At 60.9% G+C, this 24346-nt stretch carries 25 protein-coding genes; 5 read left to right on the plus strand and 20 right to left on the minus strand.

Translation table 11 applies throughout. The features are described from left to right. Positions 1 to 2: 2 nt before the first annotated feature. The 15 genes from ureG to urtE all read right to left on the minus strand — a co-directional run bounded on the left by ureG (position 3) and on the right by urtE (position 10881). Positions 3 to 614 carry an urease accessory protein UreG gene (gene ureG, locus N434_RS04185; protein ID WP_065114033.1) on the minus strand — a complete coding sequence of 204 codons (612 nt, stop codon included), beginning with the start codon at positions 612 to 614 and terminating at the stop codon, positions 3 to 5. Between the two features lie 261 nt (positions 615 to 875). Then, a complete protein-coding gene (locus tag N434_RS04195; protein WP_181423868.1) occupies positions 876 to 1547 on the minus strand; it encodes an urease accessory protein UreF in 672 nt (223 codons plus the stop codon). A 3-nt stretch (positions 1548 to 1550) separates the two neighbouring features. Continuing rightward, a complete protein-coding gene (gene ureE, locus N434_RS04200; protein ID WP_046797822.1) occupies positions 1551 to 2042 on the minus strand; it encodes an urease accessory protein UreE in 492 nt (163 codons plus the stop codon). A 354-nt stretch (positions 2043 to 2396) separates the two neighbouring features. Then, positions 2397 to 2933, minus strand: coding sequence for a peroxiredoxin (locus tag N434_RS04205; protein WP_046797821.1), 537 nt, complete (start codon positions 2931 to 2933; stop codon positions 2397 to 2399). 153 nt (positions 2934 to 3086) lie between these two features. After that, positions 3087 to 3755: a TIGR02117 family protein gene (locus N434_RS04210; protein WP_181423869.1), complete on the minus strand. Its 669-nt coding sequence runs from the start codon at positions 3753 to 3755 to the stop codon at positions 3087 to 3089. Between the two features lie 9 nt (positions 3756 to 3764). Continuing rightward, positions 3765 to 5474 carry an urease subunit alpha gene (gene ureC, locus N434_RS04215; protein ID WP_110756255.1) on the minus strand — a complete coding sequence of 570 codons (1710 nt, stop codon included), beginning with the start codon at positions 5472 to 5474 and terminating at the stop codon, positions 3765 to 3767. A gap of 4 nt (positions 5475 to 5478) precedes the next feature. Further along, positions 5479 to 6123: a Urease operon accessory protein gene (locus N434_RS04220; RefSeq protein WP_110756257.1), complete on the minus strand. Its 645-nt coding sequence runs from the start codon at positions 6121 to 6123 to the stop codon at positions 5479 to 5481. A 5-nt stretch (positions 6124 to 6128) separates the two neighbouring features. Next, positions 6129 to 6551, minus strand: coding sequence for a lysozyme inhibitor LprI family protein (locus N434_RS04225; protein ID WP_181423870.1), 423 nt, complete (start codon positions 6549 to 6551; stop codon positions 6129 to 6131). Between the two features lie 3 nt (positions 6552 to 6554). Continuing rightward, positions 6555 to 6911, minus strand: a complete 357-nt coding sequence (locus N434_RS04230) for a GFA family protein (RefSeq protein WP_110756258.1) — start codon at positions 6909 to 6911, stop codon at positions 6555 to 6557. A gap of 1 nt (position 6912) precedes the next feature. Next, positions 6913 to 7218 (minus strand): urease subunit beta, encoded by a 306-nt coding sequence (locus tag N434_RS04235; RefSeq protein ID WP_046797816.1) that lies wholly within the window; start codon positions 7216 to 7218, stop codon positions 6913 to 6915. Between the two features lie 20 nt (positions 7219 to 7238). Continuing rightward, a complete protein-coding gene (locus N434_RS04240) occupies positions 7239 to 7496 on the minus strand; it encodes a DUF1272 domain-containing protein (protein WP_110756260.1) in 258 nt (85 codons plus the stop codon). Positions 7497 to 7507: 11 nt separating this feature from the next. After that, on the minus strand, positions 7508 to 7810 hold the full coding sequence (locus tag N434_RS04245; protein ID WP_110756262.1) for an urease subunit gamma: 303 nt from the start codon (positions 7808 to 7810) through the stop codon (positions 7508 to 7510). A gap of 106 nt (positions 7811 to 7916) precedes the next feature. Further along, on the minus strand, positions 7917 to 8771 hold the full coding sequence (locus tag N434_RS04250) for an urease accessory protein UreD (protein ID WP_181423871.1): 855 nt from the start codon (positions 8769 to 8771) through the stop codon (positions 7917 to 7919). Continuing rightward, positions 8675 to 9931: a CE1 family esterase gene (locus tag N434_RS04255; RefSeq protein WP_110756264.1), complete on the minus strand. Its 1257-nt coding sequence runs from the start codon at positions 9929 to 9931 to the stop codon at positions 8675 to 8677. The genes N434_RS04250 and N434_RS04255 overlap by 97 nt, the downstream gene beginning before the upstream one ends. A 254-nt stretch (positions 9932 to 10185) precedes the next feature. Continuing rightward, on the minus strand, positions 10186 to 10881 hold the full coding sequence (urtE, locus tag N434_RS04260) for an urea ABC transporter ATP-binding subunit UrtE (RefSeq protein WP_110756266.1): 696 nt from the start codon (positions 10879 to 10881) through the stop codon (positions 10186 to 10188). A 236-nt stretch (positions 10882 to 11117) separates the two neighbouring features. On the opposite strand from urtE, the gene N434_RS04265 reads away from it, so the two are divergent. Next, entirely contained in the window at positions 11118 to 11402 is a 285-nt protein-coding gene (locus N434_RS04265) for a GIY-YIG nuclease family protein (RefSeq protein ID WP_110756268.1), read from the plus strand. Between the two features lie 149 nt (positions 11403 to 11551). Here the strand turns inward: N434_RS04265 and urtD are convergent, their stop codons facing one another. From urtD to N434_RS04295, 5 genes are all read right to left on the minus strand, one after another. Then, positions 11552 to 12313 carry an urea ABC transporter ATP-binding protein UrtD gene (gene urtD, locus N434_RS04270; protein ID WP_110756270.1) on the minus strand — a complete coding sequence of 254 codons (762 nt, stop codon included), beginning with the start codon at positions 12311 to 12313 and terminating at the stop codon, positions 11552 to 11554. 4 nt (positions 12314 to 12317) lie between these two features. Continuing rightward, complete coding sequence (gene urtC, locus N434_RS04275) at positions 12318 to 13490, minus strand: urea ABC transporter permease subunit UrtC (RefSeq protein WP_110756272.1); 1173 nt, start codon at positions 13488 to 13490, stop codon at positions 12318 to 12320. Continuing rightward, positions 13487 to 15100 (minus strand): urea ABC transporter permease subunit UrtB, encoded by a 1614-nt coding sequence (gene urtB, locus N434_RS04280; RefSeq protein ID WP_110756484.1) that lies wholly within the window; start codon positions 15098 to 15100, stop codon positions 13487 to 13489. Before urtB ends, urtC begins: the two co-directional genes overlap by 4 nt. Positions 15101 to 15381: 281 nt before the next feature. Further along, positions 15382 to 16671, minus strand: a complete 1290-nt coding sequence (urtA, locus tag N434_RS04290) for an urea ABC transporter substrate-binding protein (protein WP_065114050.1) — start codon at positions 16669 to 16671, stop codon at positions 15382 to 15384. 486 nt (positions 16672 to 17157) lie between these two features. Further along, the gene (locus tag N434_RS04295) at positions 17158 to 17364 is read right to left on the minus strand and encodes a DUF2735 domain-containing protein (RefSeq protein WP_181423872.1); all 207 of its coding nucleotides are present in this window, start codon (positions 17362 to 17364) and stop codon (positions 17158 to 17160) included. Positions 17365 to 17844: 480 nt separating this feature from the next. On the opposite strand from N434_RS04295, the gene N434_RS04300 reads away from it, so the two are divergent. The 4 genes from N434_RS04300 to N434_RS04315 all read left to right on the plus strand — a co-directional run bounded on the left by N434_RS04300 (position 17845) and on the right by N434_RS04315 (position 24163). Continuing rightward, a complete protein-coding gene (locus N434_RS04300; protein ID WP_065116044.1) occupies positions 17845 to 18879 on the plus strand; it encodes a glutamine synthetase beta-grasp domain-containing protein in 1035 nt (344 codons plus the stop codon). A gap of 160 nt (positions 18880 to 19039) precedes the next feature. Beyond that, a complete protein-coding gene (locus tag N434_RS04305) occupies positions 19040 to 19810 on the plus strand; it encodes an SDR family oxidoreductase (protein WP_110756274.1) in 771 nt (256 codons plus the stop codon). A 31-nt stretch (positions 19811 to 19841) separates the two neighbouring features. After that, the gene (locus N434_RS04310; RefSeq protein ID WP_110756276.1) at positions 19842 to 23237 is read left to right on the plus strand and encodes a hybrid sensor histidine kinase/response regulator; all 3396 of its coding nucleotides are present in this window, start codon (positions 19842 to 19844) and stop codon (positions 23235 to 23237) included. After that, positions 23234 to 24163, plus strand: coding sequence for a response regulator transcription factor (locus tag N434_RS04315; protein WP_065114054.1), 930 nt, complete (start codon positions 23234 to 23236; stop codon positions 24161 to 24163). Before N434_RS04310 ends, N434_RS04315 begins: the two co-directional genes overlap by 4 nt. The last annotated feature ends 183 nt before the right edge of the window (positions 24164 to 24346 follow it).

The raw sequence follows: 24346 nt of genomic DNA on the forward strand, positions 1-24346 counted from the left end.
GCTCAGAGACCACCCTGCTCTTTCAGGAAACCGACGATGCGCTCCACCCCATCGCCCCGCTTCATATCGGTGAACACGAAGGGCATGGCATTGCGCATGCGGGTCGCATCATTGTCCATGACAGTCAGATCGGCCCCGACATAAGGCGCAAGATCCTTCTTGTTGATGACCAGAAGATCGGAGCGGGTGATGCCCGGCCCGCCCTTGCGCGGAATTTCCTCGCCCTGGCAGACGGAAATCACATAGATGGTGATATCGGCAAGATCGGGCGAAAAGGTCGCGGCGAGATTGTCGCCACCGGATTCGATGAAGACGACATCCAGATCGGGAAAGCGCGCATTGAGCCCGGCAATCGCCTGCAGATTGATCGTCGCATCCTCGCGGATCGCGGTATGCGGGCAACCGCCCGTCTCCACGCCGACAATCCTTTCCGATGGCAGCGCCTGCATGCGCACCAGCGCCTCGGCATCTTCCTTGGTGTAGATATCATTGGTAACGACGGCGACGGAATAATCAGCGCTCATCGCCTTGCAGAGCTTTTCCGTCAGCGCCGTCTTGCCCGAACCAACCGGCCCGCCAATGCCGACGCGCAGCGGGCCATTGCCCGATTTCATGCCCGATTTCACGACTGTGTTTCCTTCACTATGCTTTGGTATTTTCTACCTTAATGCCTTGGACCAACGCTTCAAAAGAAAGCAAGAACCGTGCCGCCTGTTTCTTCTCCCCGAGGGGGAGAAGGTGGCCCGAAGGGTCGGATGAGGGGGCAACGCCAGCGACAAACTGAGAGCTCGCCCCCTCATCCCGCTGCCGCGACCTTCTCCCCCTCGGGGAGAAGAAACAAGTGGCATGCGCTCGCTCCATCGATGCTGTAACTTTCAGGAACGGAAAAGCCGCGTGCCCTGAACCTCGTGGCGCATCGCCGCCGTATCCGCGAGGATCGTGGCGCTGCCGAGGTCATCCAGCGTGGATTGCACGGCCCGTGCGGCCATCTCCGCAATCACCGCCTCGCTTGCGGCCAGAATGGCGACGCCATCCTTCTGGCCTGCGACGCCGAGGCGGATGCCGGCCGAAACCATTTGCGAGACGCCGGCATGTGCGAAAGCGGCGAGCGTTTCCTTAAGCGGCACCCCATGCGCGGCGGCCACGGCCCCGACGGCGACAGGATATGGACATTCCTCCGGCAACAGTTCCAGAACCACATGCGGCCATGCGCCTGCGGCAGCAACGAACGCATCCCCCAGAAGCACCGTTTCACGATATCGCTCCGCCGAGCCGGCCAGCGCCCGCGCCAGATTGGCTGTTTCATTCAGGGCGGCGGCATCACTGCCCCTGTGCCAGCCTTCCGCCAGAAACACTGCATCGTTCCACAGGCTGCCGTGGCGCAGCAGCGTTTCCACCCAGCCGCCCAGTTCAGCGGCATCGCGCACACGCCGGTCCTCAACCGCCTTTTCCAGTCCGCCGGAATAGGAAAAACCGCCAACCGGAAAGGCCGGCGACAGCCACGCCATCAGCCGCAGCAGCGCGGCAACGCCGCGATCGTCGCCCACGGATCAGCCGTGATCGTGATGGTGGTGATCATGGCCGTGCCCGTGACCATGGGAATGGCCGCCATGGGCGTGATAGGCACCGCGCGCCGGCTGGAAAGGTTCTTCCACCTCGCGCACGGTGGCGCCGAGACCTTCGAGCATGGCGCGGATGACGTGGTCACGCAGGATGAGAATGCGCTCCTCCTCGATCTGCGCCGAAAGATGCCGGTTGCCCAGATGCCAGGCAAGCTCGATCAGGTGAAGCCGATCCTTCGGCGTGATTTCAAACAGCTTTTCAGCCGCGGCCCGAACCTCGATCAGATCACCGTTTTCCACCACCAGCAGATCGCCATGGGCAAACAGCACGGCTTCCTTCAGATCGAGCATCACCATCTCGTCATTTTGCAGATGCAGCAGCTTGCGGCGCAGATGCCGCTGGTCATGCGCCAGCGTGACATAACCGGAAGGCTCGTCGCCAGGGGTTCCGGCGGGGTGGTAAGAGGTGACACGCAGCATGGGGTGATCCGTTTCAGAAACAGTCTTGGGAAGACGATTTTTGACGGATCGCCGGGGTGATTTCAAGGCGCGATTTCAGAACATCGAAAAGACTATTGGCATCGTCGGCCGGGAGGGTTGACGATATCAAAAAACCTCTCTTCCGTCATGCCGGGCTTGACCCGGTATCCAGCCACGGCGCGTCTGCGCCGTGAGAAGACTCGCCTGCGATCAAGGACTTGATCGCGCTGGACCCCGGATCAGGTCCGGGGTGACGGAATGTGGAGAGGCCCTTGCGCCAAAGATCAACACGCCTCAGAAAACGAAAAAGCCCGGCATTGCTGCCGGGCCTTCACAAAATAACAAAACCGCAAATCAGGCCGCAGCGCGGCTTTTCAGGTTTTCCAGAATGTTCTGCGGCGCGGAAACGCCGTAAGGGTCGGATTCGCAATTGTCCTGATAACCCTCTTCCTCGAACCACTGCTCCACCAGACCGTCATTGATGACGGCGGCGTAACGCCAGGAGCGCATGCCGAAACCGAGATTATCTTTGGCGACCAGCATGCCCATCTTGCGGGTGAACTCGCCCGAGCCATCCGGAATGACCTTGACGTTTTCGAGGTTCTGGCCCTTTGCCCAGGCATTCATGACGAAGGCATCGTTGACCGAAAGGCAATAGATCTCATCGACGCCGAGCGCGCGGAACTCGCCCGCCAGCTTTTCGAAATCGGGAAGCTGATAGGTCGAGCAGGTCGGCGTGAAGGCGCCCGGCAGCGAAAACAGAACGACCTTCTTGCCCTTGAAATAATCGTCGGAGGTCATGTCCTGCCAGCGGAACGGGTTGGGGCCGCCAACGGCCTCGTCGCGAACGCGCGTGCGGAAAGTTACGGCGGGCACTTTTTTGCCGAGCATGTCTTTTCTCCTGATCAGGTGTTTTACGCGGATCGCTTGGGATCAATCCGCGCGGAATTCTTTTGCCGTTTCCATAGCGCAAGATGCGCTGCGGTGCAGCATAAAAATCGGATTTAAGTCATCGAATGTACGAAATGTCGCATCGGCGCGGGATCAATTGTGGAGATCGACCGACCAGCGCAGCAACGGCGGCAAGGGCGTCCACCAGCCGGTCCGAATACCGGCCTTACGCAACATGGCGGCCGACCACGTGTTGCAGCCGGCCAGCGCATTAAACCAGCCATTCGCCTCGAAAAACGCGTCGGTCAGACCATAGGCGGCCCCGGGGACAAGCTGGACCTTGCCGTCATGTCTGACAAAACTTGCCCTGATACCCGCGAGAAGACGCTGATACCCTGCTTCGGAAATGCGAAGCCGTTTCACTCCGGCCATATTGGCGGGAAAGTCTCCCGTCACGTCCACATGCACCACCGACCGGTCCAGCGTAAACGAGCGCAGCACCGGCATCGGCTTCAGATCGGCCCAGGTGGGCGTCTCTATATAAAACGACCGTCCACCCCAGCCAAACACCAGATAGGCGGCAGCGGGATGATTGACCGCTATCCCATCCTCCTGCAATTCGGAGAACACCCGCCGCAGATCATCATCCACCGGCAGGGCAATGTCCGTATGGATCGGGTTGGACAAGAGCAGGATTTCTCGATCCCTCACGCCGCTTGCATCATCGGCGAAAAAGGGCCGCGGCACCACAGTGCCAAACACAAGCAGCAGGATGACCAGCAGCACGCCGCCGCCGATCCATCTGAGGGCAGTTCTCAACACAACGCCCCGTTAAAACAGGAAATAACGCTGCGCCATCGGCAGCACGGTGGCGGGTTCGCAGGTCAGCAATTCGCCATCCGCCCGCACTTCATAGGTCTCGGGATCAACCTCGATATGCGGCGTGAGTGAATTGTGGATCATCGACGCCTTGGAAATGCCGCCGCGCACATTCTTCACCGCCAAAAGTTTCTTGGCGACGCCGAGGCGCTGGGCAAGACCGGCATCCAGCGACGCCTGCGAGACGAAGGTGACCGAGGAATTGGTGCGCAGCTTGCCATAGGCGGCAAACATCGGCCGGTAATGCATCGGCTGCGGTGTGGGAATGGAGGCATTCGGATCGCCCATCGGGGCAGCGGCAATCGAACCGCCAAGCAGCACCATCTCCGGCTTCACGCCGAAAAAGGCCGGGTTCCACAGGACAAGATCGGCACGCTTGCCGACTTCGACGGAGCCGATCTCATGGCTGACGCCCTGCGCAATCGCCGGGTTGATCGTGTATTTGGCGATGTAACGGCGTACCCGGAAATTGTCGTTTTCGCCGGTCTCTTCCTTCAGGCGGCCGCGCTGGCGTTTCATCTTGTCGGCGGTCTGCCAGGTGCGGATCGCCACCTCGCCGACACGGCCCATGGCCTGACTATCCGACGAGATGATCGAAAACGCGCCGATATCGTGGAGAATATCCTCCGCCGCGATGGTTTCCTTGCGGATGCGGCTTTCGGCAAAGGCGATATCTTCCGGAATGGACGGCGACAGGTGGTGGCACACCATCAGCATGTCGAGATGCTCGGCCAGCGTATTGACGGTATAGGGCCGCGTCGGGTTGGTGGAAGACGGGATGACGTTGGGATTGCCGCAAACCTTGATGATATCAGGCGCGTGCCCGCCGCCCGCACCTTCGGTGTGGAAGGCGTGAATGGTGCGGCCCCTGATGGCGGCGACCGTGTCTTCCACGAAGCCGCTCTCGTTCAGCGTATCGGTGTGGATCATCACCTGCACGTCATATTCGTCGGCGACCGTCAGGCAATTGTCGATGGCGGCGGGTGTCGTGCCCCAGTCCTCATGCAGCTTCAGCGAAGACGCGCCGGCAAGGATCATCTCCTCCAGCGGCGCGGGCAGCGAGGCATTGCCTTTGCCGGCCAGTGCCAGATTCATCGGAAAAGCATCGAAGCTCTCGATCATCCGCTCGATATGCCATGCGCCGGTGCAGGTGGTGGCAAGCGTGCCATGCGCCGGGCCGGAGCCGCCGCCCAGCATGCAGGTCACACCGCTCATCAGCGCTTCCTCGATCTGCTGCGGGCAGATGTAATGGATATGCGCATCCATGCCGCCGGCGGTCAGGATCCTGCCCTCGCCGGCAATCGCCTCCGTCGAGGGACCGACGATGATCGTAACGCCCGGCTGCGTGTCCGGGTTGCCGGCCTTGCCGATGGCGTGGATACGGCCGTTCTTCAGGCCCACATCCGCCTTGTAGATACCGCTATGGTCGACGATCACGACATTGGTGATGACGGTATCGACAGCCCCTTCCGCCCGCGTCGCCTGGCTCTGGCCCATGCCGTCGCGAATGACCTTGCCGCCGCCGAATTTCACTTCCTCGCCATAGGTGGTGTGGTCTTTCTCGATCTCGATAAAGAGTTCGGTATCGGCAAGACGCACCTTGTCACCAACCGTCGGGCCGAACATGCCGGCATAGGCGGCGCGGGAAATCTTGTAAGGCATGGGCTCAGGCTCCTTGGGATGCGGAGAAAATCGATGTGGGAGAAATTCGTTTGAGCCGGCCCTTGCCCGCAAGGGCCTCGACCAGCTGTTGTTCGGCAGCAAATGGATGACCGCTCCAGCCCTGATGGCCAAAACCGGCAATCGCCACCTCGTCACCATCACCGCTCACACTCTCAAGAACATGGGCGATGGTGAAAAGGCCGGTGCTGGGGCAGACATAGGGTGCGGGCGAATAGGCTTCGAGCGCCGCATCCAGCCTTTCATGCACGCCGCGGGGAATGACGATATGGCTCTTGCCGGTCTCGCGGGCGATGGCGGCAAAACCGGGAGTATAATCGGCGCAGAAATCGGTCAGTTCCGGCCAGCGCGCGCGAATATCCGGCTCCATTTCGGCAAACTTCGCGGGATCGCGCACCGACCAGATGGCGGCGGCCTGCCGCACGCCGTCGCTCTCGCGCCAGTCGGTGCCTTCCGTCATCTCATGGCCCGGCCGCCCGGTGTTGCAGACGGCGACCACATCGGTGCGCGTGCCGCCGGGGCCCAGCGACCGGCAGTCATTAAAGCGGATGACGATGTCGGAACGGTCGATAAAATCAGCCGCGCCCGGCGACAGTTCCCCGTTTCCGACAATCGTGATGCGCCGCCCCATGCCGTTCAGAAACCCTCGGCAAGCTGGCGTAGCTCTTCAGCACGCTTGCCGCTCATCTCGGCCAGGCAGGACGAAATCAGCATCGGTTCCATCGAGCCGCCGCGCGCCTGAAAACCGGCAAGCGCGCAATTGGCATCACGAAACGCCACCCAGGCGCGCTGGGCAGTCACCAGAGCATCGGTCGCACCCTTGCCGTCTGCATCCGCCGTCTTGTCGCGCTCGGTAAGCAGCTTGCGCAGCTTCTGATATTCGGCGTTGAGCTGCTTGTCGGCCTTTTCATAATCCTTGCCGGCGCAGATGGTCATGTCCGCCTGCGTTTCCGGCGCCTTGCAATCCGGCTCGGCCTGCGCCACCGCCGGCATCGACAAGCCGGCTGTTGCGGTAAGCAGCACAGCCGCCAGGAGAAGATTTTTTCGGCTCATCGTCATCCCTCAGGCCGCCGCGCCGTCAAAAGCCTGCGGCTTCAGTGCCCGGGGATCGACGCCATCGAGACAATTGGCGTTGACCGCCACCATCGGCGTTCCATCCGGCCCGTCGGCATAAGCAAAGCTCTCTATGCCGCAGGTGGAGCAGAAAAGATGATGGATCTTGTGTTTGTTGAAGAGATATTCGCTCAGCTTGTCCTCACCGGAAAGCAGGGTGAATTTCTCACGCGGCGCAAAGGCCAGCGTCGAGCCGAGACGCTTGCAGCGCGAACAATTGCAGACAATGGTGTGATCGAGATCGGCATCGACCTCGAAGCTGACGCTGCCGCACTGGCAGCTTCCATGATAATGCGCCGTCGCCATTTCATAACCTCCCCATGACCTGTTGACGGAAACCGTAAACCTCGCGCTTGCCGGAAAGCGGCACCAGCGTCACTTCCCGCTTCTGGCCCGGCTCGAAACGAACCGCCGTGCCTGCGGGAATATCGAGACGCATGCCACGCGCCTTGTCACGCTCGAAGATGAGCCCGGCATTGGTCTCGAAAAAATGGTAATGGCTGCCCACCTGCACCGGCCGGTCGCCCGAATTGGCCACCTCGATCGTCACCGTCGGCTGGCCGGCATTGAGCTCGATGGTGCCCTCTGCGGCAATGATTTCGCCTGGCTTCATGGTGCTCTCCCTTATCTGTTTCAGGCGGCGGTCGCGGCCGCGCAGCCTTCGGCCTTCAGCACGCGCTTCGTTGACGCCGGATTGTTGACGAGTTTCGCCACCGGGCGGACCGGCCTGCGCACCAGCTCACCGCCGCAATTCGGGCAGGCGCCGTCAAGCACATCCGTCACACAATCAACGCAGAAGGTGCACTCGAACGAGCAGATCATCGCATCCCGGCTGTCGGGCGCGAGATCGCGGTCGCAGCATTCGCAATTGGGCCTCAGTTCCAGCGCCATGCCACCCTCCTCTATCGGATCGGTTCGTGGACGGTCACCAGCTTGGTGCCATCGGGAAATGTCGCTTCCACCTGCACATCATGGATCATCTCGGCAATGCCATCCATCACCTGATCGCGGGAAATCACATGCGCGCCGGCTTCCATCAGCTCGGAAACGGCGCGGCCGTCGCGGGCACCCTCGACGACGAAATCGGTAATCAGCGCAATCGCTTCGGGATAATTCAGCTTCACGCCGCGCTCCAGCCGGCGGCGCGCCACCATGGCGGCCATGGAAATCAAAAGCTTGTCTTTTTCTCTTGGGCTAAGGTTCATCGTCGTCCCGCAGCTTGGCATCTGCTCCGCAAAGCAGGTTTGCGGGAGATCAGATCCGACATTTGACAGACCCCGAACGCCGCCGGTTGCCGACGATCCGAAGGGTTTACAGATTCCAGACTTTCGGCACTGGCGCGCCGTTTCGCAAGAGCGAAATGATCGGAAAAAGCAATTTTCTCAAGGAGAAACCATCGGCGGCGGCAACCCGCACCACAAGCTTGCCCTGCCATTCGCTGGCACCGCCGCTTTCACCGGCAATCGCCCGGATTTTAGGCAGAAGCGCCTCGGAGAGAGGCCCGATGTAAAGCAGCGTGGCGAAGGCCACCTGACCGGCCAGAACCGCCGTCTTCGCGGTCAGCTCCCCCACCTCGCCCTCAAGCAGAAGCTCTTCGGCATGCACCAGCCTGCCGCCATGGCGAATGCGCCAGCGGTCACGAAAAAGGCCATGCGTCATCATCTCGCCCATGGCCTGACGGCCCAGCAGCACGGCTTCGACGGCGATGAATTCGGAAGATTGGTCGAGATCGGCTTCCAGCCTTCGGGTCAGGGAAGCGCGGTCGAAAAGAATGGTTTCCTGCGGCAGCCAGTGTAACCGGGCACCCGGCCCGGCCGAAACGCGGGCGGTTACGGTGGCTGTGCCTGATGATGCCTTGTAGACCTTTTCGCAGGCCTGCGTTGTCACCACCAGCGAGGTGCCAGCACCGGCGGTGGCCTGCCATTCTATTTGGTCTCCGCCGGTCAGCCCGCCGGAGGAATTGATGAGAATGGCCTCGGCTTCGTTTGAAAACGTATCCGGCAGTCGGATTTTGGCGCAGCCTTCCTGAAACAGCTCGTCCAGCCGGCTGCGCCCTTCAACCGCCTTGGTTACAATGCGTCCTCTGCCACGGGCGCGCTGCTGCCGGACAGGTTGTTGAGCGTCTTCACAACCGGAAGGGCCGATGGCTTGCTGTTGCTGCTGCACGCGGTCTCCGATGTACTTGCGGAAGCGGACGCGGCCTTGGCACCACAGTCCTTCTTGACGACGGCGTCCACCACCAGCTGCCCTTCCGTATTACGGAAGAAGTCCCACATTCTTTCAGCCGCATCAACCGTGCGCGTCACTTCGCCTGTGGGCATCTTGCGCTCCACGGCGGGTTCGGCCTTCGGCGTCTGTTCGCCGCCGGGTTTGCGGGTAACGACGGCGCTCGCGGCCAGCACTTCGGCCTTCATGGTGGCGCGCGGCCAGGCGTGGTCCCAGTTTTCGATGACATAGGACTGGATACGCGCACCAGCCTTGCAGACATCGTAGGAATTAACGGTGAAGCTCTCGCCCACCTTGCTTTTGGCGGCGCCCTTGCAGCCATCCATCTCGGCCCAGCGCTTCAGCGCCGTCTCGCCGCCATATTGCCAGTAGGATTTGCCGCCGCCCTGATAGGGATTGGCAGGGTCCTTCAGCCCGGCAAAGGCGATGATCGACATCGGCCGCGCCGGTGCGCAGCTTGCCGCATCCGGGCCCCATTTGCCTTCGGTCTCCAGCGGATAACCCGCGCGCAGCGAGGCGACGAAACCGGCGGCGGTGAAATCCGCGCTGCCATTGCAGATGAATTGCGACAGCATGCGCCCGCCGCCGGAATAACCGGAACCATAGAAGCGCTCTTCATCCACGCAGAATTTGCCCTTGACCATGTCAATCGCATTGCGAATGAAACCCACCTCATCCAGCCCGCCAGGACGCGTCGTAACGCCCGGCACGTTCCAGGCATGGGTTCCGGGCAATTCGCCGTTCAGACTGCCGGCCAGCGCCACGACCATCAGACCGTCACGCTCGGCCAGCTTGTCCCAGCCGCTGCGGTTCAGCTGGCCATGCGGATTGCTGTTGGAGCCATGGAAATCGAATACCACCGGCAGCGGCTTTTTTCCGTCATAGGCGGAGGGAACAAAATAGACGCCGTCGCGTTTCTCGCCACTGGAGAGGATGGAAAAATCATGCCGACCCGGTTCCATGCCGGGTCCGGGCAACTGGCCGCAGGTCGATGCCGACGCTGCGACACCCGCGCTCGCGCACATCGCAAGGCCAAGAACCACGGTGCGGACGGAGCGGAGCAGCCGGCAAGCCCGGCCAATTGCAAAGTCTGGAATCATTGACACGCCTTTATTGGCACTATGTCTCCGACGATACATCGGAGGTGCATGGAATGTAAGGGATCAACTGTCGCGGCGTGCGAATAGACTTTTCCTGTGTCTCGCATGCAGCATTTGCGCTGCCAATATCACAGGCTTTTATTCAACGAAATGCTAAAATTGCGCATAAAAGCTATGCTCAGGCGCATAGGCTTTCAAAATATTAATCGGCCGTTTGCACGCCGTGATCGGCGTGCGGCATTTTTAGTCTCGATTTATACTGTCAGATGACGCCGCGCTTCCGGCGTATCCAGCGTTTCGGCCAGCCCCTCATGCACGATTTCGCCGCGATCCATGATGTAGACGTAATCGGCAAGCTCGCGGCAGAAGTCCAGATATTGCTCGACCAGCAGGATCGCCATGCCGGTGGAATCGCGCAGATATTTGATCGCCCGGCCGATATCCTTGATGATCGACGGCTGAATGCCCTCGGTCGGCTCATCGAGAACGAGGATTTTCGGCCGCGTCACCAAAGCCCGGCCGATGGCGAGCTGCTGCTGCTGGCCGCCGGAAAGATCGCCGCCGCGCCGTGACAGCATGGATTGCAGCACCGGAAACAGGCTGAAAATATCGTCCGGGATGAACCGTTCCCTGCGCGGCAGCGGCGCATAACCGCTTTCCAGATTTTCCTGAACGCTGAGCAGCGGAAAAATTTCACGCCCCTGCGGCACATAACCGACACCGCGCTTCGCCCGCTGATAGGGCGCCAGCCCATCCAGCGCCGCGCCGCCGAAACTGATCGTCCCGGCACTGGTGGCCTGCTGGCCGGTGACGGCGCGCAAAAGCGAGCTTTTACCCACACCGTTGCGGCCGAGAACGCAGGTGATCTTGCCCATCTCCGCCTTGAGCGAAACACCGCGCAAGGCTTGCGCCGCGCCGTAATGGAGGTTGATGTTTTCGACTGTCAGCATGGTGCCACCTGTAGCTTCATCGGGGAGCGGATTGTGGATCCTCGGGTCAAGCCCGAGGATGACGTAGCTAGGCGCGGGACGGAAAACGACGCCACCACATCGAGATTTCGCCCTGGCTGTGGGACGTCAGGGGGTAAAAATGTTCGTGCAACATTGCAGGTATAAGCTCCGGGCGTAACCACACCCCACCCGTCATCCTCGGGCTTGACCCGAGGATCCACCTCCGGGAGCCCACCATGACCGGCTTCGTTTATATCGTCACGAGCGGCAGACACGGAACGCTCTACATCGGCGTCACGTCCAACCTCGAGCAGCGAATCTACGAACACCGCGAGGGTCTGACGGAAGGTTTTACCAGTCGTTATGGATGTACGCGCCTCGTCTGGTATGAGGAGCATATGAGCATCGGAACCGCCATCCAGCGGGAGAAATCGTTGAAGCGCTGGTATCGCGACTGGAAAATCAAGCTGATTGAAGATTTTAATCCGGAATGGCGTGATCTTTATGAGGAGTTTGGCTAAGTGCTTGGGGGTGGATCCTCGGGTCAAGCCCGAGGATGACGGCGGAGAATGGGGCACTGCTGACAACATACCCCCTGCCGTCATCCTCGGGCTTGACCCGAGGATCCAAAGCGGCAAACGCCCAAATGTCCTTGTGACACCCGCCTCCATCACCGACCCAGATAATTCTCGATCACCTTCGGATCGCTGGAGACAAAATCGATCGACCCTTCCGCCAGCACCGAACCTTCGGCGAGGCACGTCACCTTCACCCCTAGCTCGCGGATGAAACCCATGTCGTGCTCCACCACCACAACCGAACGGGTCTTGGCGATTTCTTTCAATAGCACCGCAGTTTCGGCCGTTTCCGCATCCGTCATGCCCGCCACCGGCTCGTCCACCAGCAGCAGCTTCGGCTCCTGTGCGAGCAGCATGCCGATCTCCAGCCACTGTTTCTGCCCGTGCGAGAGATTGGCAGCAAGGTCGCCGCGGCGGTGGCCGAGACGCACGGTGGCGAGGATTTCCTCGATGCGGACCTTATCCTCTTGCGTCAGCCGGTAGAACAGCGTGGCGAACACGCCGCGCTTGCGGTTCAGCGCCAGTTCCAGATTATCCCAGACGGTGTGGCTTTCGAACACCGTCGGCTTCTGGAATTTTCGGCCTATCCCGAGCTGGGCAATATCCGCCTCGTCCTTTTTGGTAAGGTCGATGCTGTCTTCGAACAGCACCGTGCCGCTGTCCGGCCGCGTCTTGCCGGTGATGATGTCCATCATCGTCGTCTTGCCCGCACCGTTCGGGCCGATGATAGCGCGCAGTTCGCCCGGTTCCACGACGAAGGAGAGGGAATTCAGCGCCCTGAACCCATCGAAGGAAACGGAGACACCATCGAGATAAAGCAGGCTTTTGGTTCTGTTTTCGGAAACCGTGTTCATGGGCTTACTCCGCCGCCTGTTGCGCAACCGCGCTGTCATTGCCCGGCTGCTCACCAACGCTCAGCGCCCGTGCAACGCGCTTTTCGCGACGCCCTGCGAGATAATGCTGCAGGGTACCGACAATGCCCTTGGGGAAGAACAGCGTCACCGCGATGAAGAGACCACCCAGCGCGAACAGCCAGAATTCCGGGAATGCGCCGGTGAAATAGCTCTTGCCGCCATTCACCAGCAGCGCACCGATAATCGGCCCGATCAGCGTGCCGCGCCCACCCACCGCCGTCCACACCACCACTTCGATGGAGTTGGCGGGGGAAAATTCGCCGGGATTGATGATGCCCACCTGCGGTACGAACAGCGCGCCGGCAATGCCCGCCATCATGGCAGACACGACAAAGGTGAAAAGCTTGATGTTTTCCACCCTGAAACCGAGGAAGCGCACCCGGCTTTCGGCATCACGCACGCCCACCAGCACCTTGCCGAATTTGGAATTGACGATGCCGGATGCGATCAGCAGCGACAGCGCCAGCATCACGGCCGTCATCGCAAACAGCACGGCGCGTGTGCCATCCGCCTGCACGGAAAAGCCGAGAATATCCTTGAAATCGGTAAGGCCATTATTGCCGCCGAAACCCATGTCATTGCGGAAGAACGCAAGCAGCAGCGCGTAGGTCATGGCCTGGGTGATGATCGAGAGATAAACGCCGTTGACGCGCGAGCGGAAGGCGAACCAGCCGAACACGAAGGCCAGCAGCCCCGGCACGACAAGCACCATCAGCGCCGCAAACCAGAACATGTCGAAACCCTGCCAGAACCACGGCAGTTCCTTCCAGTTGAGGAACACCATGAAGTCAGGCAGCACCGGATGGCCATAAACCCCGCGTGTGCCGATCTGCCGCATCAGATACATGCCCATGGCATAACCGCCGAGCGCAAAAAAGGCGGCATGGCCGAGCGAGAGAATGCCGCAATAACCCCAGACCAGATCAAGCGCCAGCGCCAAGAGCGCATAGGCCAGATATTTGCCGAGCATCGACATGATGTAGGTCGGGATGCGAAACGCGCTACCCTCAGGCAATAGCAGGTTGGAGGCGGGCACCAGCACGGCGATGGCAAGGATGATGCCGATGGCGATGGAGATGCGGCGATCGAGCGCGCGCAGGAGGAAGCCGGTAATCATGCTTCGATCGCCCTTCCCTTGAGTGCGAAGAGACCGCGCGGCCGCTTCTGGATGAACAGAATGATGAGGACGAGCACGAGGATCTTGCCGAGCACGGCGCCCACCGTCGGCTCGAGAAACTTGTTGAGCACACCGAGCGACAGCGCGCCGACCAGCGTTCCCCAGAGATTGCCGACACCGCCGAACACCACGACCATGAAACTGTCGATGATGTAGCTCTGGCCGAGATTGGGCGAGACATTGTCGATCTGCGACAGCGCCACACCCGCGAGCCCGGCAACGCCCGAACCGAGCGCGAAGGTGAAGGCATCCACCCACGGCGTGCGAATGCCCATGGAAGAGGCCATGCGGCGGTTCTGCGTCACGGCGCGCATCTGCAGGCCAAAGGCGGAGCGTTTCAGGAGAACCAGCAGCGCGAAGAACACCGAGAGCGAGAAGCAGACGATCCATACCCGGTTCCAGGTGAAGTTGAGATAACCGACGCTGAAGGAGCCGGACATCCAGCTCGGACTGCCGACTTCCCGGTTGGTGGGGCCGAAGATGGAGCGCACGCCCTGTTGCAGGATGAGCGAGATGCCCCAGGTGGCGAGCAGCGTTTCCAGCGGCCGCCCATAGAGGAAGCGGATGACGCCGCGCTCCATCACCAGGCCGACAAAACCCGTCACCAGAAAGGCGGCCGGCAGGGCAATCGCCAGCGACCAGTCAAACAGGCCGGGGAAATGGCTGCGGATCACCTCCTGCACCATGAAGGTGGAATAAGCGCCGATCATCACCATCTCGCCATGCGCCATGTTGATGATGCCCATCACTCCGAAGGTGATGGCAAGGCCGATGGCGGCGAGCAGCAGCACGGAACCGAGCGACAGGCCGTACCAGACATTCTGGGCGTAATCCCAGAAGGCAAGCGCGCTTTCGATGCTGGAAATCGCCTCGTCTATGTCGGGTTTCAGGCTCTGGTCCACGGAAGAGGACGCCGCCATGAGGATGCCGATCGCATCGCGCCCGCCAAGGCTCTTGATGGTGGCAATCGCGTCTTTCTTCTGGTCGAGCGGACGGTCGGAGGAGAGCAGCGAGACAGCCCGCGCTTCCTCCATCCGGGTCCGCACTTCAGTATCGGTCTCCTTGGCGATGGCCGCTTCCAGCAATTCAAGATTTTCAGCACTTGGCGCTTTCAGAACCGCATCGGCGGCGGAAAACCGCACGGAGCGTTCCGGGCTGAGCAGCGTCAGACCGCCCATCGCGGCGCGGATGACGCGGCGCAGATTGTTATTGACCCTGATCTTGGAAACGGCAGCCTTCGGTGCTTCACCGGCGCTTTCACCGGTCAGCGGGTCGATCAGCGTAAAATTGGAGCCTGCGGCCTTCGTCATGAAGACGAGATTGTCGGATTTGCGCACATAAAGATCGCCCGCCGCAAAAGCCTCAAGCGCCGGCACGACACGCGCGTCGCCGGTGGCGGCAATCTGGCCGATCAGCGTTTCGGCCTGCTTGAAATCAGCCGTGCCGAGGGCGTCGATCAGCGCCTTCGGATCGCTTTGCGCTAAGGCTTGGGCGGCGATCCCCAGGGTGAGCCAGAGGAAGATGGCTCCGAGAAAAGATCGGATCGTCATGTCGGGGTCCTTGGGCGGTTTGCGACGGGGCGTTTGTGTGGCGCGGCTTGAGTATGCGGCTTCACCCCCCTCTGCCCTGCCGGGCATCTCCCCCTCAAGGGGGGAGATCGACCTGCGGCGAGATCCCGCCCCTCTCAATGTTTGAGAATGAAGTGGCGAGAAAGCATCTTGCCGATCTCCCCCCTTGAGGGGGAGATGTCCGGCAGGGCAGAGGGGGGTAATTCTTGCTGAGTTTCCAAATAGAACCGCCCCTCCCGAGAGGGGCGGCAACTGCGTCCCTATCAGCTACCCTTACCGCCGCACTTCCCACTGGCCACATTAAAGTTCCCGCAAGACATCGGCTTGCGCCAATCCGAAATCAAATCCTTCGAGTCCGGCAGGTAATCCGACCATTCATCCCCCACCACCTGCGGTGTCTGCTGCACGATCTCAAACTGGCCATCGGCCTGGATTTCGCCGATCAGCACCGGCTTGGTAATATGGTGGTTCGGCATGACAGTGGAGTAACCACCCGAAAGGTTCGGCACGGAAACGCCGATGATCGAGTCCAGCACCTTGTCCGTATCCGTCGTGCCGGCGGATTCGACGGCCTTTACCCAGGCGTTGAAGCCGATATAGGCAGCTTCCATCGGGTCGTTGGTCACGCGCTTGTCGTTCTTGGTAAAGGCATGCCAGGTCTTGATGAACTCGGCATTGACCTCAGTATCGACGGACTGGAAGTAGTTCCACGCGGCAAGGTGGCCGACCAGCGGCGCGGTATCGAGACCGGCCAGCTCTTCTTCACCGACCGAGAAGGCGACGACCGGAATATCCTCGGCCTTGACGCCCTGGTTTGCCAGTTCCTTGTAGAACGGCACATTGGCGTCACCATTGATGGTGGAAACCACGGCGGTCTTCTTGCCGGCCGAGCCGAATTTCTTGATGTCGGACACGATCGTCTGCCAGTCGGAATGGCCGAACGGCGTGTAGTTGATCATGATGTCCTCTTCCTTGACGCCCTTCGACATCAGGTAGGCCTTCAGGATCTTGTTGGTGGTCTGCGGATAGACATAGTCCGTGCCGGCCAGAACCCAGCGCTCCACACCTTCGGTGCTGGCGAGATAATCAACGGCCGGAATGGCCTGCTGGTTTGGTGCAGCACCCGTATAGAAGATGTTGCGCGAGGATTCCTCACCCTCGTACTGAACCGGGTAGAACAGGATCGAGTTCAGTTCCTCGAAAACAGGCAGAACAGACTTGCGCGAGGAAGACGTCCAGCAGCCGAAAACGGCGGCGACCTTGTCCTGCGAAATCAGCTGGCGGGCCTTTTCGGCAAATAGCGGCCAGTCGGAGGCCGGATCGACCACCACGGCTTCAAGCTTCTTGCCGAGCACGCCGCCCTTCTTGTTCTGCTCGTCGATGAGCATCAGCATGGCGTCCTTCAGCGTCGTCTCTGAAATCGCCATGGTGCCGGACAGCGAATGCAGCACACCGACCTTGATGGTGTCGTCAGCGGCAAAGGCGCCATGGAAGGCGGTGGTGGACAGGATCGCGCCAAGCAGCGCGGCACTAAGCGTCTTGCGGAATATCATCGGAAGAACCCCTCTCCTTGTTGGCCTCTCGCGGAGGCTCAGCGGCATCTGCGGCCGCTGCTGGGAGGGACTATCGGTCTCGCGGATGCGAAACCGTATACGTCAATTGACGTAGGCGGGGTGGCGAAAGGTGCAGGGGGAGGTTTTGGGGTAGGTACCAGCACTCGACACGGTGCCGCAATTCATTCGCCGTCATCCTCGCCCTTGAGGCGAGGATCCATAGCTGCTCGAAAGGGTGGATCCTCGGGTCAAGCCCGAGGATGACGCCGAGTGATGGATCGAAAGTGGAGGCATACGGGCAAACCGCCCAAGCTCAAAAAAACGGAACGATAGTTTCCCGCTTGTTTCTTCTCCCCGCCGGGGAGAAGTACGCGGCAGCGGGATGAGGGGGCGAGCGTCGAGATATACGGAGGGGTTTCCCCCTCATCCGACCCTTCGGGCCACCTTTTCCCCTCGGGGAGAAGAAGCCTGCGGCACAGTCTCACATCAGGAATGCGGCTTGTCGCCCCGCTCTTCGTCGCGGATCGCGTCATCATGATACCAGGAGCCGAAATCCACATGCGGCTCTTTCGCCTCACGCTCAAGCTCGCTCAGGCCGCTGTTGTGGAACTTGGAAAGCCCCGCGCGCCCGCCAACCGGGAATTGATAGATCGTTGCCGTCTCGCGATGAAAGCCAGTTGCCATTTCGACCATCTCACTCTGTTTGCATCGAAGCACTTTATGTCTGGAGCAAACCCACAAAGACCGGATTCGCTCCGTTTGATTAAAAAAAAATCACGTTGCGAAAAATATAGGCATTAAACGGCCGATCAGCAAGAAAAACCATTCCGAGAGCGCCGGTTTTTGGGGCAAATGCCGATCCGTCGCGCGCAATTGAAATCATTGCACCGCAACAGGGCATTTCATGCCCGGACGCCGGCTATCTATCAGGATTCAATGATGAAACATGAGGGGTGAATTTGCCTTCCGCAGTGCAGCAGGAGCGGCTTCGCGCAATATCGCAGCCCTTGCGTTCCAGAGCCTCTGAAAGATTTTTCGAAGAATTTGCGAAACATCGCCAATCTGGCACGCGGCATGCATCTAAGGGGTCAGCCCTTGAACGCGAATGCGCTTCCGGCGGCGAAAGCCACGGAAGCCTCAAGGCTTCGCATTTTTACCTATGAGAGGTTCGTAATGACTAAGTTCAAACTCGAGTACATCTGGCTGGATGGATACAAGCCGGTCGCCAACCTGCGCGGCAAGACACAGGTCAAGGAATTCGACGAATTCCCGACACTCGAGCAGCTGCCGCTTTGGGGTTTTGATGGTTCGTCCACCCAGCAGGCTGAAGGCCATTCGTCGGATTGCGTGCTGAAGCCCGTCGCGATCTACCCCGACCCGGCCCGCACCAACGGTGCACTCGTCATGTGCGAAGTCATGATGCCCGATGGCGTCACCCCGCATGCCTCGAACAGCCGCGCCACCATCGTCGAGGACGAGGATGCATGGTTCGGTTTCGAACAGGAATATTTCTTCTACCAGGACGGCCGCCCGCTCGGCTTCCCGGAACAGGGTTACCCGGCTCCGCAGGGCCCGTATTACACCGGCGTCGGCTTCAAGAACGTCGGTTCGGTTGCCCGCGAAATCGTTGAAGAGCATCTCGACCTCTGCCTCGAAGCCGGCATCAACCACGAAGGCATCAACGCCGAAGTGGCCAAGGGCCAGTGGGAATTCCAGATTTTCGGCAAGGGCTCCAAGCGCGCCGCCGACCAGATCTGGATCGCCCGTTACCTGCTGCTGCGTCTGTGCGAACAGTATGGCATCGACGTTGAATTCCATTGCAAGCCGCTCGGCGATACCGACTGGAACGGCTCGGGCATGCATTGCAACTTCTCCACCAAGTTCATGCGTGAAGTTGGCGGCAAGGACTATTTCGAAGCCCTCATGGCCGCTTTTGCCAAGAACTGGAAAGAGCACATCGACGTTTACGGTCCTGATAACCACATGCGCCTGACCGGCAAGCACGAAACCGCTCCGTGGAACAAGTTCTCCTACGGCGTGGCAGATCGTGGCGCCTCGATCCGCGTTCCGCACTCCTTCGTCAACAACGGTTACCGTGGTTACCTCGAAGACCGTCGCCCGAACTCTCAAGGCTGCCCTTACCAGATCGCTTCCGTCGTTCTGAAGACGATCGCAGAAGTGCCGCTCGCAAAGTCGGCTGCTGCCTGATAAGCAAAAAATGGCGTCGCCCCGAACCGGGCGACGCCATTTTTGTGTCCACCGAACGGCCGGGTCGGACGGGCAACCTTTCGCCCCCTGCCCCGCGCGACATATTCTTCTTATGCGCAAACTCGAAGAAGTTGCAGCACGTCAAGCAAGAAGGTGAGCGATGGGCATTCTCGACAAATTCTCTCTCGAAAACCGCACGGCCATCATCACCGGCAGCGGCCGCGGCCTCGGTTTTGAAATTGCCGGCGCCTTTGCCGAAGCGGGCGCCCATGTGTGGCTGACCGGCCGCAATGCCGAAACGCTGCAACAGGCGGTCGAAACGCTGCGCAAGGCCGGCGGCAAGGCCGATTATGCCGCCTTCGATATCGCCGATACGGCCGCCGGCAGCGCCCTTGTCCGCCGCATCATGGAGGAATTTGGCCATCTCGATATCCTCGTCAACAATGTCGGCGCGCGTGACCGCCGCCCGCTTGCCGAATTCACCGACGAGGATGTGCTGGAGCTGATCCGCACCGATCTCACCTCCTCCATTTCGCTGTCGCGCGATGCGGCAGAGGCCATGAACATCAATGGTTACGGCCGCATCATCACCATCACCTCCATTCTCGGCCATATCGTTCGGCCGGGGGATGCAATCTATCCCGTCGCCAAACAGGGGCTGACCGGGCTGATGCGCGCCATTGCCGTGGAATATGGCGCCCGCGGCATCACCAGCAACGCCATAGCACCCGGCATGTTCGCCACCGAAACCAATGCCGCACTCTCCGAAAACCCTGAGATGGTGGCCTTCGCCAAGCTGCGCGTGCCGCTGGAGCGCTGGGGCCGGCCGGATGAGATTGCCGGTGCGGCCCTGTTTCTGGCCAGCGACGCGGCCTCCTTCATCAACGGCCATGTGCTGACGGTGGATGGCGGCATGTCGGTGCGGCTGTGAGAGGGCATTTGCGGAAAGGCGCTCGATAGGCATGGCCGCACGGCAACGCATCATCCCCGTCAGGCGCGAATATAACCGCTGGGTCGCCAACCAGACGCTGGAAGATTATGCGCTGCGCTTCACCGCCAAGAGCGCCCGGCAATTTTCCTCCAACCGCATTTCCCACACCGCCATCGGCGCGATTTCCTTTCTGGCGCTGGAAGCCATCGGCGGGGCGATCACGCTCTCCTACGGCACCACCAACGCCTTTTACGCCATCCTCGCCGCCGCCATCGCCATGCTCGCCGTCGGCCTGCCGATCAGCCGTTATGCCATCCGCCACGGCGTCGATATCGATCTTCTGACGCGCGGCGCGAGCTTCGGTTATATCGGCTCCACCATCACCTCGCTGATCTACGCCGCCTTCACCTTCATGCTCTTCGCCATCGAGGCATCGATCATGTCCGGCGCGCTGGAACTGGCGCTCGGCATTCCCTTGTGGATCGGCTACATCATCTCGGCCGTCATGGTCATTCCGCTCGTCACCCATGGCGTGCGCCTCATCAGCCGCTTCCAGATCATCACCCAGCCCTTCTGGATCGTCCTCAACATCCTGCCCTTCGTCTTCATTGCCCTGATGGACTGGGAGAAATACGATCTCTGGCGGGCCTTTGCCGGCATCCACCACGCCTCGGGGCCATCAGGCACGGTGGCGGATTTCAACCTCGTGGAATTCGGCGCGGCCTCCGCCGTCATTCTGGCGCTGATGTCGCAGATCGGCGAACAGGTGGATTTCCTGCGCTTCCTGCCGGCGCAAGGCCAGAGCCGCCTGCGCCACCGCATCGCCGTCTTTCTGGCCGGCGCCGGCTGGGTGGTCGTCGGTGTGCCGAAGCTGCTGGCCGGCTCGTTCCTCGTGGTCTTGACCTTCAGCTCCGGCGTCTCGGTGGACCGCGCCGCCGATCCGGCGCAGATGTATCTCACCGCCTTCGGTTACATGATCCCCAACGAGACAGCGGCCATGCTGCTCATGGTCGCCTTCGTGGTCGTCTCGCAGTTGAAGATCAATGTGATGAATGCCTATGCGGGTTCGCTCGCCTGGTCGAACTTCTTCTCGCGGCTTACCCACAGCCACCCCGGCCGCGTCGTCTGGCTGGTCTTCAATGTGGCGATCGCGCTGCTTCTGATGGAACTCGGCATCTACCGGCTGCTGGAAGAAACGCTCGGCATCTTCTCCATCATCGCCATGGCGTGGCTCTGCACCATTTCAGCCGATCTCTTCATCAACAAGCCGCTTGGCCTTGCCCCGCCCGGCATCGAATTCAAGCGCGCCCATCTTTACGATATCAATCCCGTCGGCGTCGGCTCCATGGCGCTTTCAGCCACCATTGCGCTGATGGCGCATTTCGGCGCCTTCGGCCCACTTGCCGCATCGCTCGCGCCCTATCTGACGCTGATCGTCGCCTTCATCGCCTCGCCACTCATCGCCTGGGGCACGAAGGGCAAATTTTATCTCGCCCGCAAGCCGCGCCAGAAATGGCGGGAAGAAAGCAGCATCACCTGCTCCATCTGCGAACACCCGTTCGAGCCGGAGGATATGGCCTGGTGTCCCGCCTATGCCGCGCCGATCTGTTCGCTCTGCTGCTCGCTGGACAGCCGCTGCCATGACATGTGCAAGCCGAAGGCGAAGCTGAATTATCAGGTCGCCACCGTCGCGAAATCCTTCCTGCCCGCACAACTGGTGGCAAAGCTCGCCACCCGGCTCGGACGTTACGGCATGGCGGCGGCGATTGCCGTCACCGCCATCGGCGGCATTCTCGCTCTGATCGCCCATCAGGTCGGCACCGCCTCGCCGGCAACGGCCGATGTGGTGAACCGCACCATCCTCATCGTGTTTTTTGTCTTCGCCGTCATTGCCGGCATCGTCTGCTGGTTCCTCGTACTTGCTCATGACAGCCGCGTTGTGGCGGAAGAGGAATCTTCCCGCCAGAACACGCTGCTGCTGAAGGAAATCGCCGCCCACAAGAAGACCGACGCCGCCCTTCAGGATGCCAAGGAAACGGCTGAGGCTGCCAACCGCGCCAAAAGCCGCTACGTGGTAGGCCTCAGCCATGAATTGCGCACGCCGCTCAATGCCGTTCTGGGTTATGCCCAGATCCTTGAACGCGACGACACCATTCCCCCTCCCCGACAATCGGCGATAAAGGTCATTCGCCGCTCGGCCGATCACCTGTCGGGCCTGATCGACGGGCTTCTCGATATTTCCAAGATCGAGGCCGGCCGCCTGCAGGTCTATTCCAACGAGATCAATATCCAGGATTTCCTCGACCAGATCGTCGACATGTTCCGCCCGCAGGCGCAGGCCAAGGGTCTGGAATTCCGCCACGACCGTTCCCGCGCCCTGCCGCAATATGTTCGCACCGATGAAAAGCGGCTGCGCCAGATCCTCGTCAACCTCATCTCCAACGCCATCAAATTCACCGATGATGGCGCCGTCACCTTCGATGTCGGTTATCGCAGCCAGGTCGCGAGTTTCACCGTCTCCGATACCGGCCGCGGTATCGCACAAAAGGACCTCGCCCGCATCTACGAACCCTTCCAGCGCGGCGAGGCCGAAAGCGTGCGCCCAATGCCGGGGCTCGGCCTTGGCCTCACCATCACACGGCTCCTGACCAACACGCTCGGCGGCGAGATTTCCGTTTCCAGTGAAAAGGATGAGGGCTCCACCTTCCGCGTCCGCCTGATGCTGTCAGCCGTGCACCGGCCTAGCACGGCGCCGGCGCCGGAAAAGACCATCCGATCCTATTCCGGCCCGCGCCGCACCATCGTTGTGGTCGACGACAATGAGGATCATCGCGAACTGATGCGGCAGGTGCTCTCACCGCTCGATTTTGTGGTGCTGACGGCCCAGAGCGGGCCGGAATGCCTGACGCTCATCGAAGGCGTGAAGCCTGATCTTTTCCTCATCGATATTTCCATGCCCGGCATGAGCGGCTGGCAGCTTGTGACAAAGCTGCGCGAGGCCGGCCAGACCGCCCCGCTTATCATGCTGTCAGCCAATATCGGCGATGGCACCGTGGCGGGTGCTGGCGAAGACAACCATAACGACGCCATCGCCAAGCCGGTCGATATCCGCCACCTTTGCGACAGGCTTGCCGTGCATCTCGGCCTGAAATGGATTTACGATACGGACCTGCCCCCGGAACCCGCTCCGCAGCCGGTTGCACGGATCATCCATCCGGGCGCTATCCATATCAGGGATTTGCAGCAGCTCGGCGAAATCGGCTACATACGCGGCATCGAGGCGAAACTCGCCGATCTCGCCCGCAACACGGAAAACCTGCCCTTCACGCAGGAGCTTGGCACCTATGTGCAGGCCTTCGATCTGGCCGGTTACGCGCATTTTCTCGAACGGTTTGCGGATAAAGACACGGGAGACGGCAACGCATGAGCGCTCAGGCAACAGCGGCTCCAAGAGACATCGTCCTGCTGGTGGATGACAGCCCGGAAGCGCTCGGGTTTTTGACCGATGCGCTGGAACAGTCCGGCTTTTCGGCGCTGATCGCCACCTCGGGACAGGCCGCGCTCAACATTGCCGAACGCATCACGCCCGATATCATCCTGCTCGACGCCGTCATGCCCACCATGGACGGTTTCGAGACCTGCCGCCGCCTGAAGGCCAATGCGGCGGTGGCGCAGGTGCCTGTCATCTTCATGACCGGGCTGACCGAGACCGAACATGTCGTGCGGGCGCTCGAATCCGGCGGTGTCGATTATCTGACCAAGCCGATCAATATTGACGAGTTGCGCGCCCGCATCCGCGTGCATCTTTCCAATGCCCGCTCGGCCCAGAGCGCCCGCGTGGCGCTCGATGCCGCCGGCCGTCACCTGCTTGCCGTGCGCGCCAGCGGCGCCATCCACTGGTCCACACCGCAGGCGACCCGGCTCGTCAACGCCGCCACCGGCCGTGACGACGGCATGGAAACCGTCGTCACCCATATCGGCCGCTGGCTCGCAGAACGGGCGGCAGCGGAAACCGGCCGCGACGTGCCGCTGACGATCACCGAGGCCGGGCGGCCTGCCCTGCAGCTGTCATTCCTCGGCGCCATGGGGCCGGACGAATTCCTCTTCCGCCTCACCGCTGCCAGCGAGAAATCCGACGACCACCTGCTGCGCGAGCATTTCTCCCTCACCGCGCGGGAATCAGAAGTGCTGCTGTGGATCGCCAAGGGCAAATCCAACCGCGATATCGGCGATATTCTCGGCCTTTCCGCGAGAACGGTGAACAAACATCTGGAACAGATCTATGTGAAGCTCGGAGTGGAAAACCGCGCGTCGGCGGCCGTCAAGGCGGCGCATGTTCTGCATCAGGGGTGAATTTCCTCGTGTGATGCGTTAGACTGCTGCTGACAGCTTTCCGAACAGTCGCGTCCAGGCGAGCCCGCGCCACTCGTTTCTTCTCCCCGCCGGGGAGAAGTCCGCGGCAGCGGGATGAGGGGGCAAGCCCTCCGAAGTCCGGCAACGTTTCCCCCTCATCCGACCCTTCGGGCCACCTTCTCC

Source organism: Rhizobium sp. UGM030330-04, from assembly GCF_003208455.1.
In the GTDB taxonomy this organism is placed as follows: Bacteria; Pseudomonadota; Alphaproteobacteria; order Rhizobiales; family Rhizobiaceae; genus Agrobacterium; species Agrobacterium rhizogenes_A.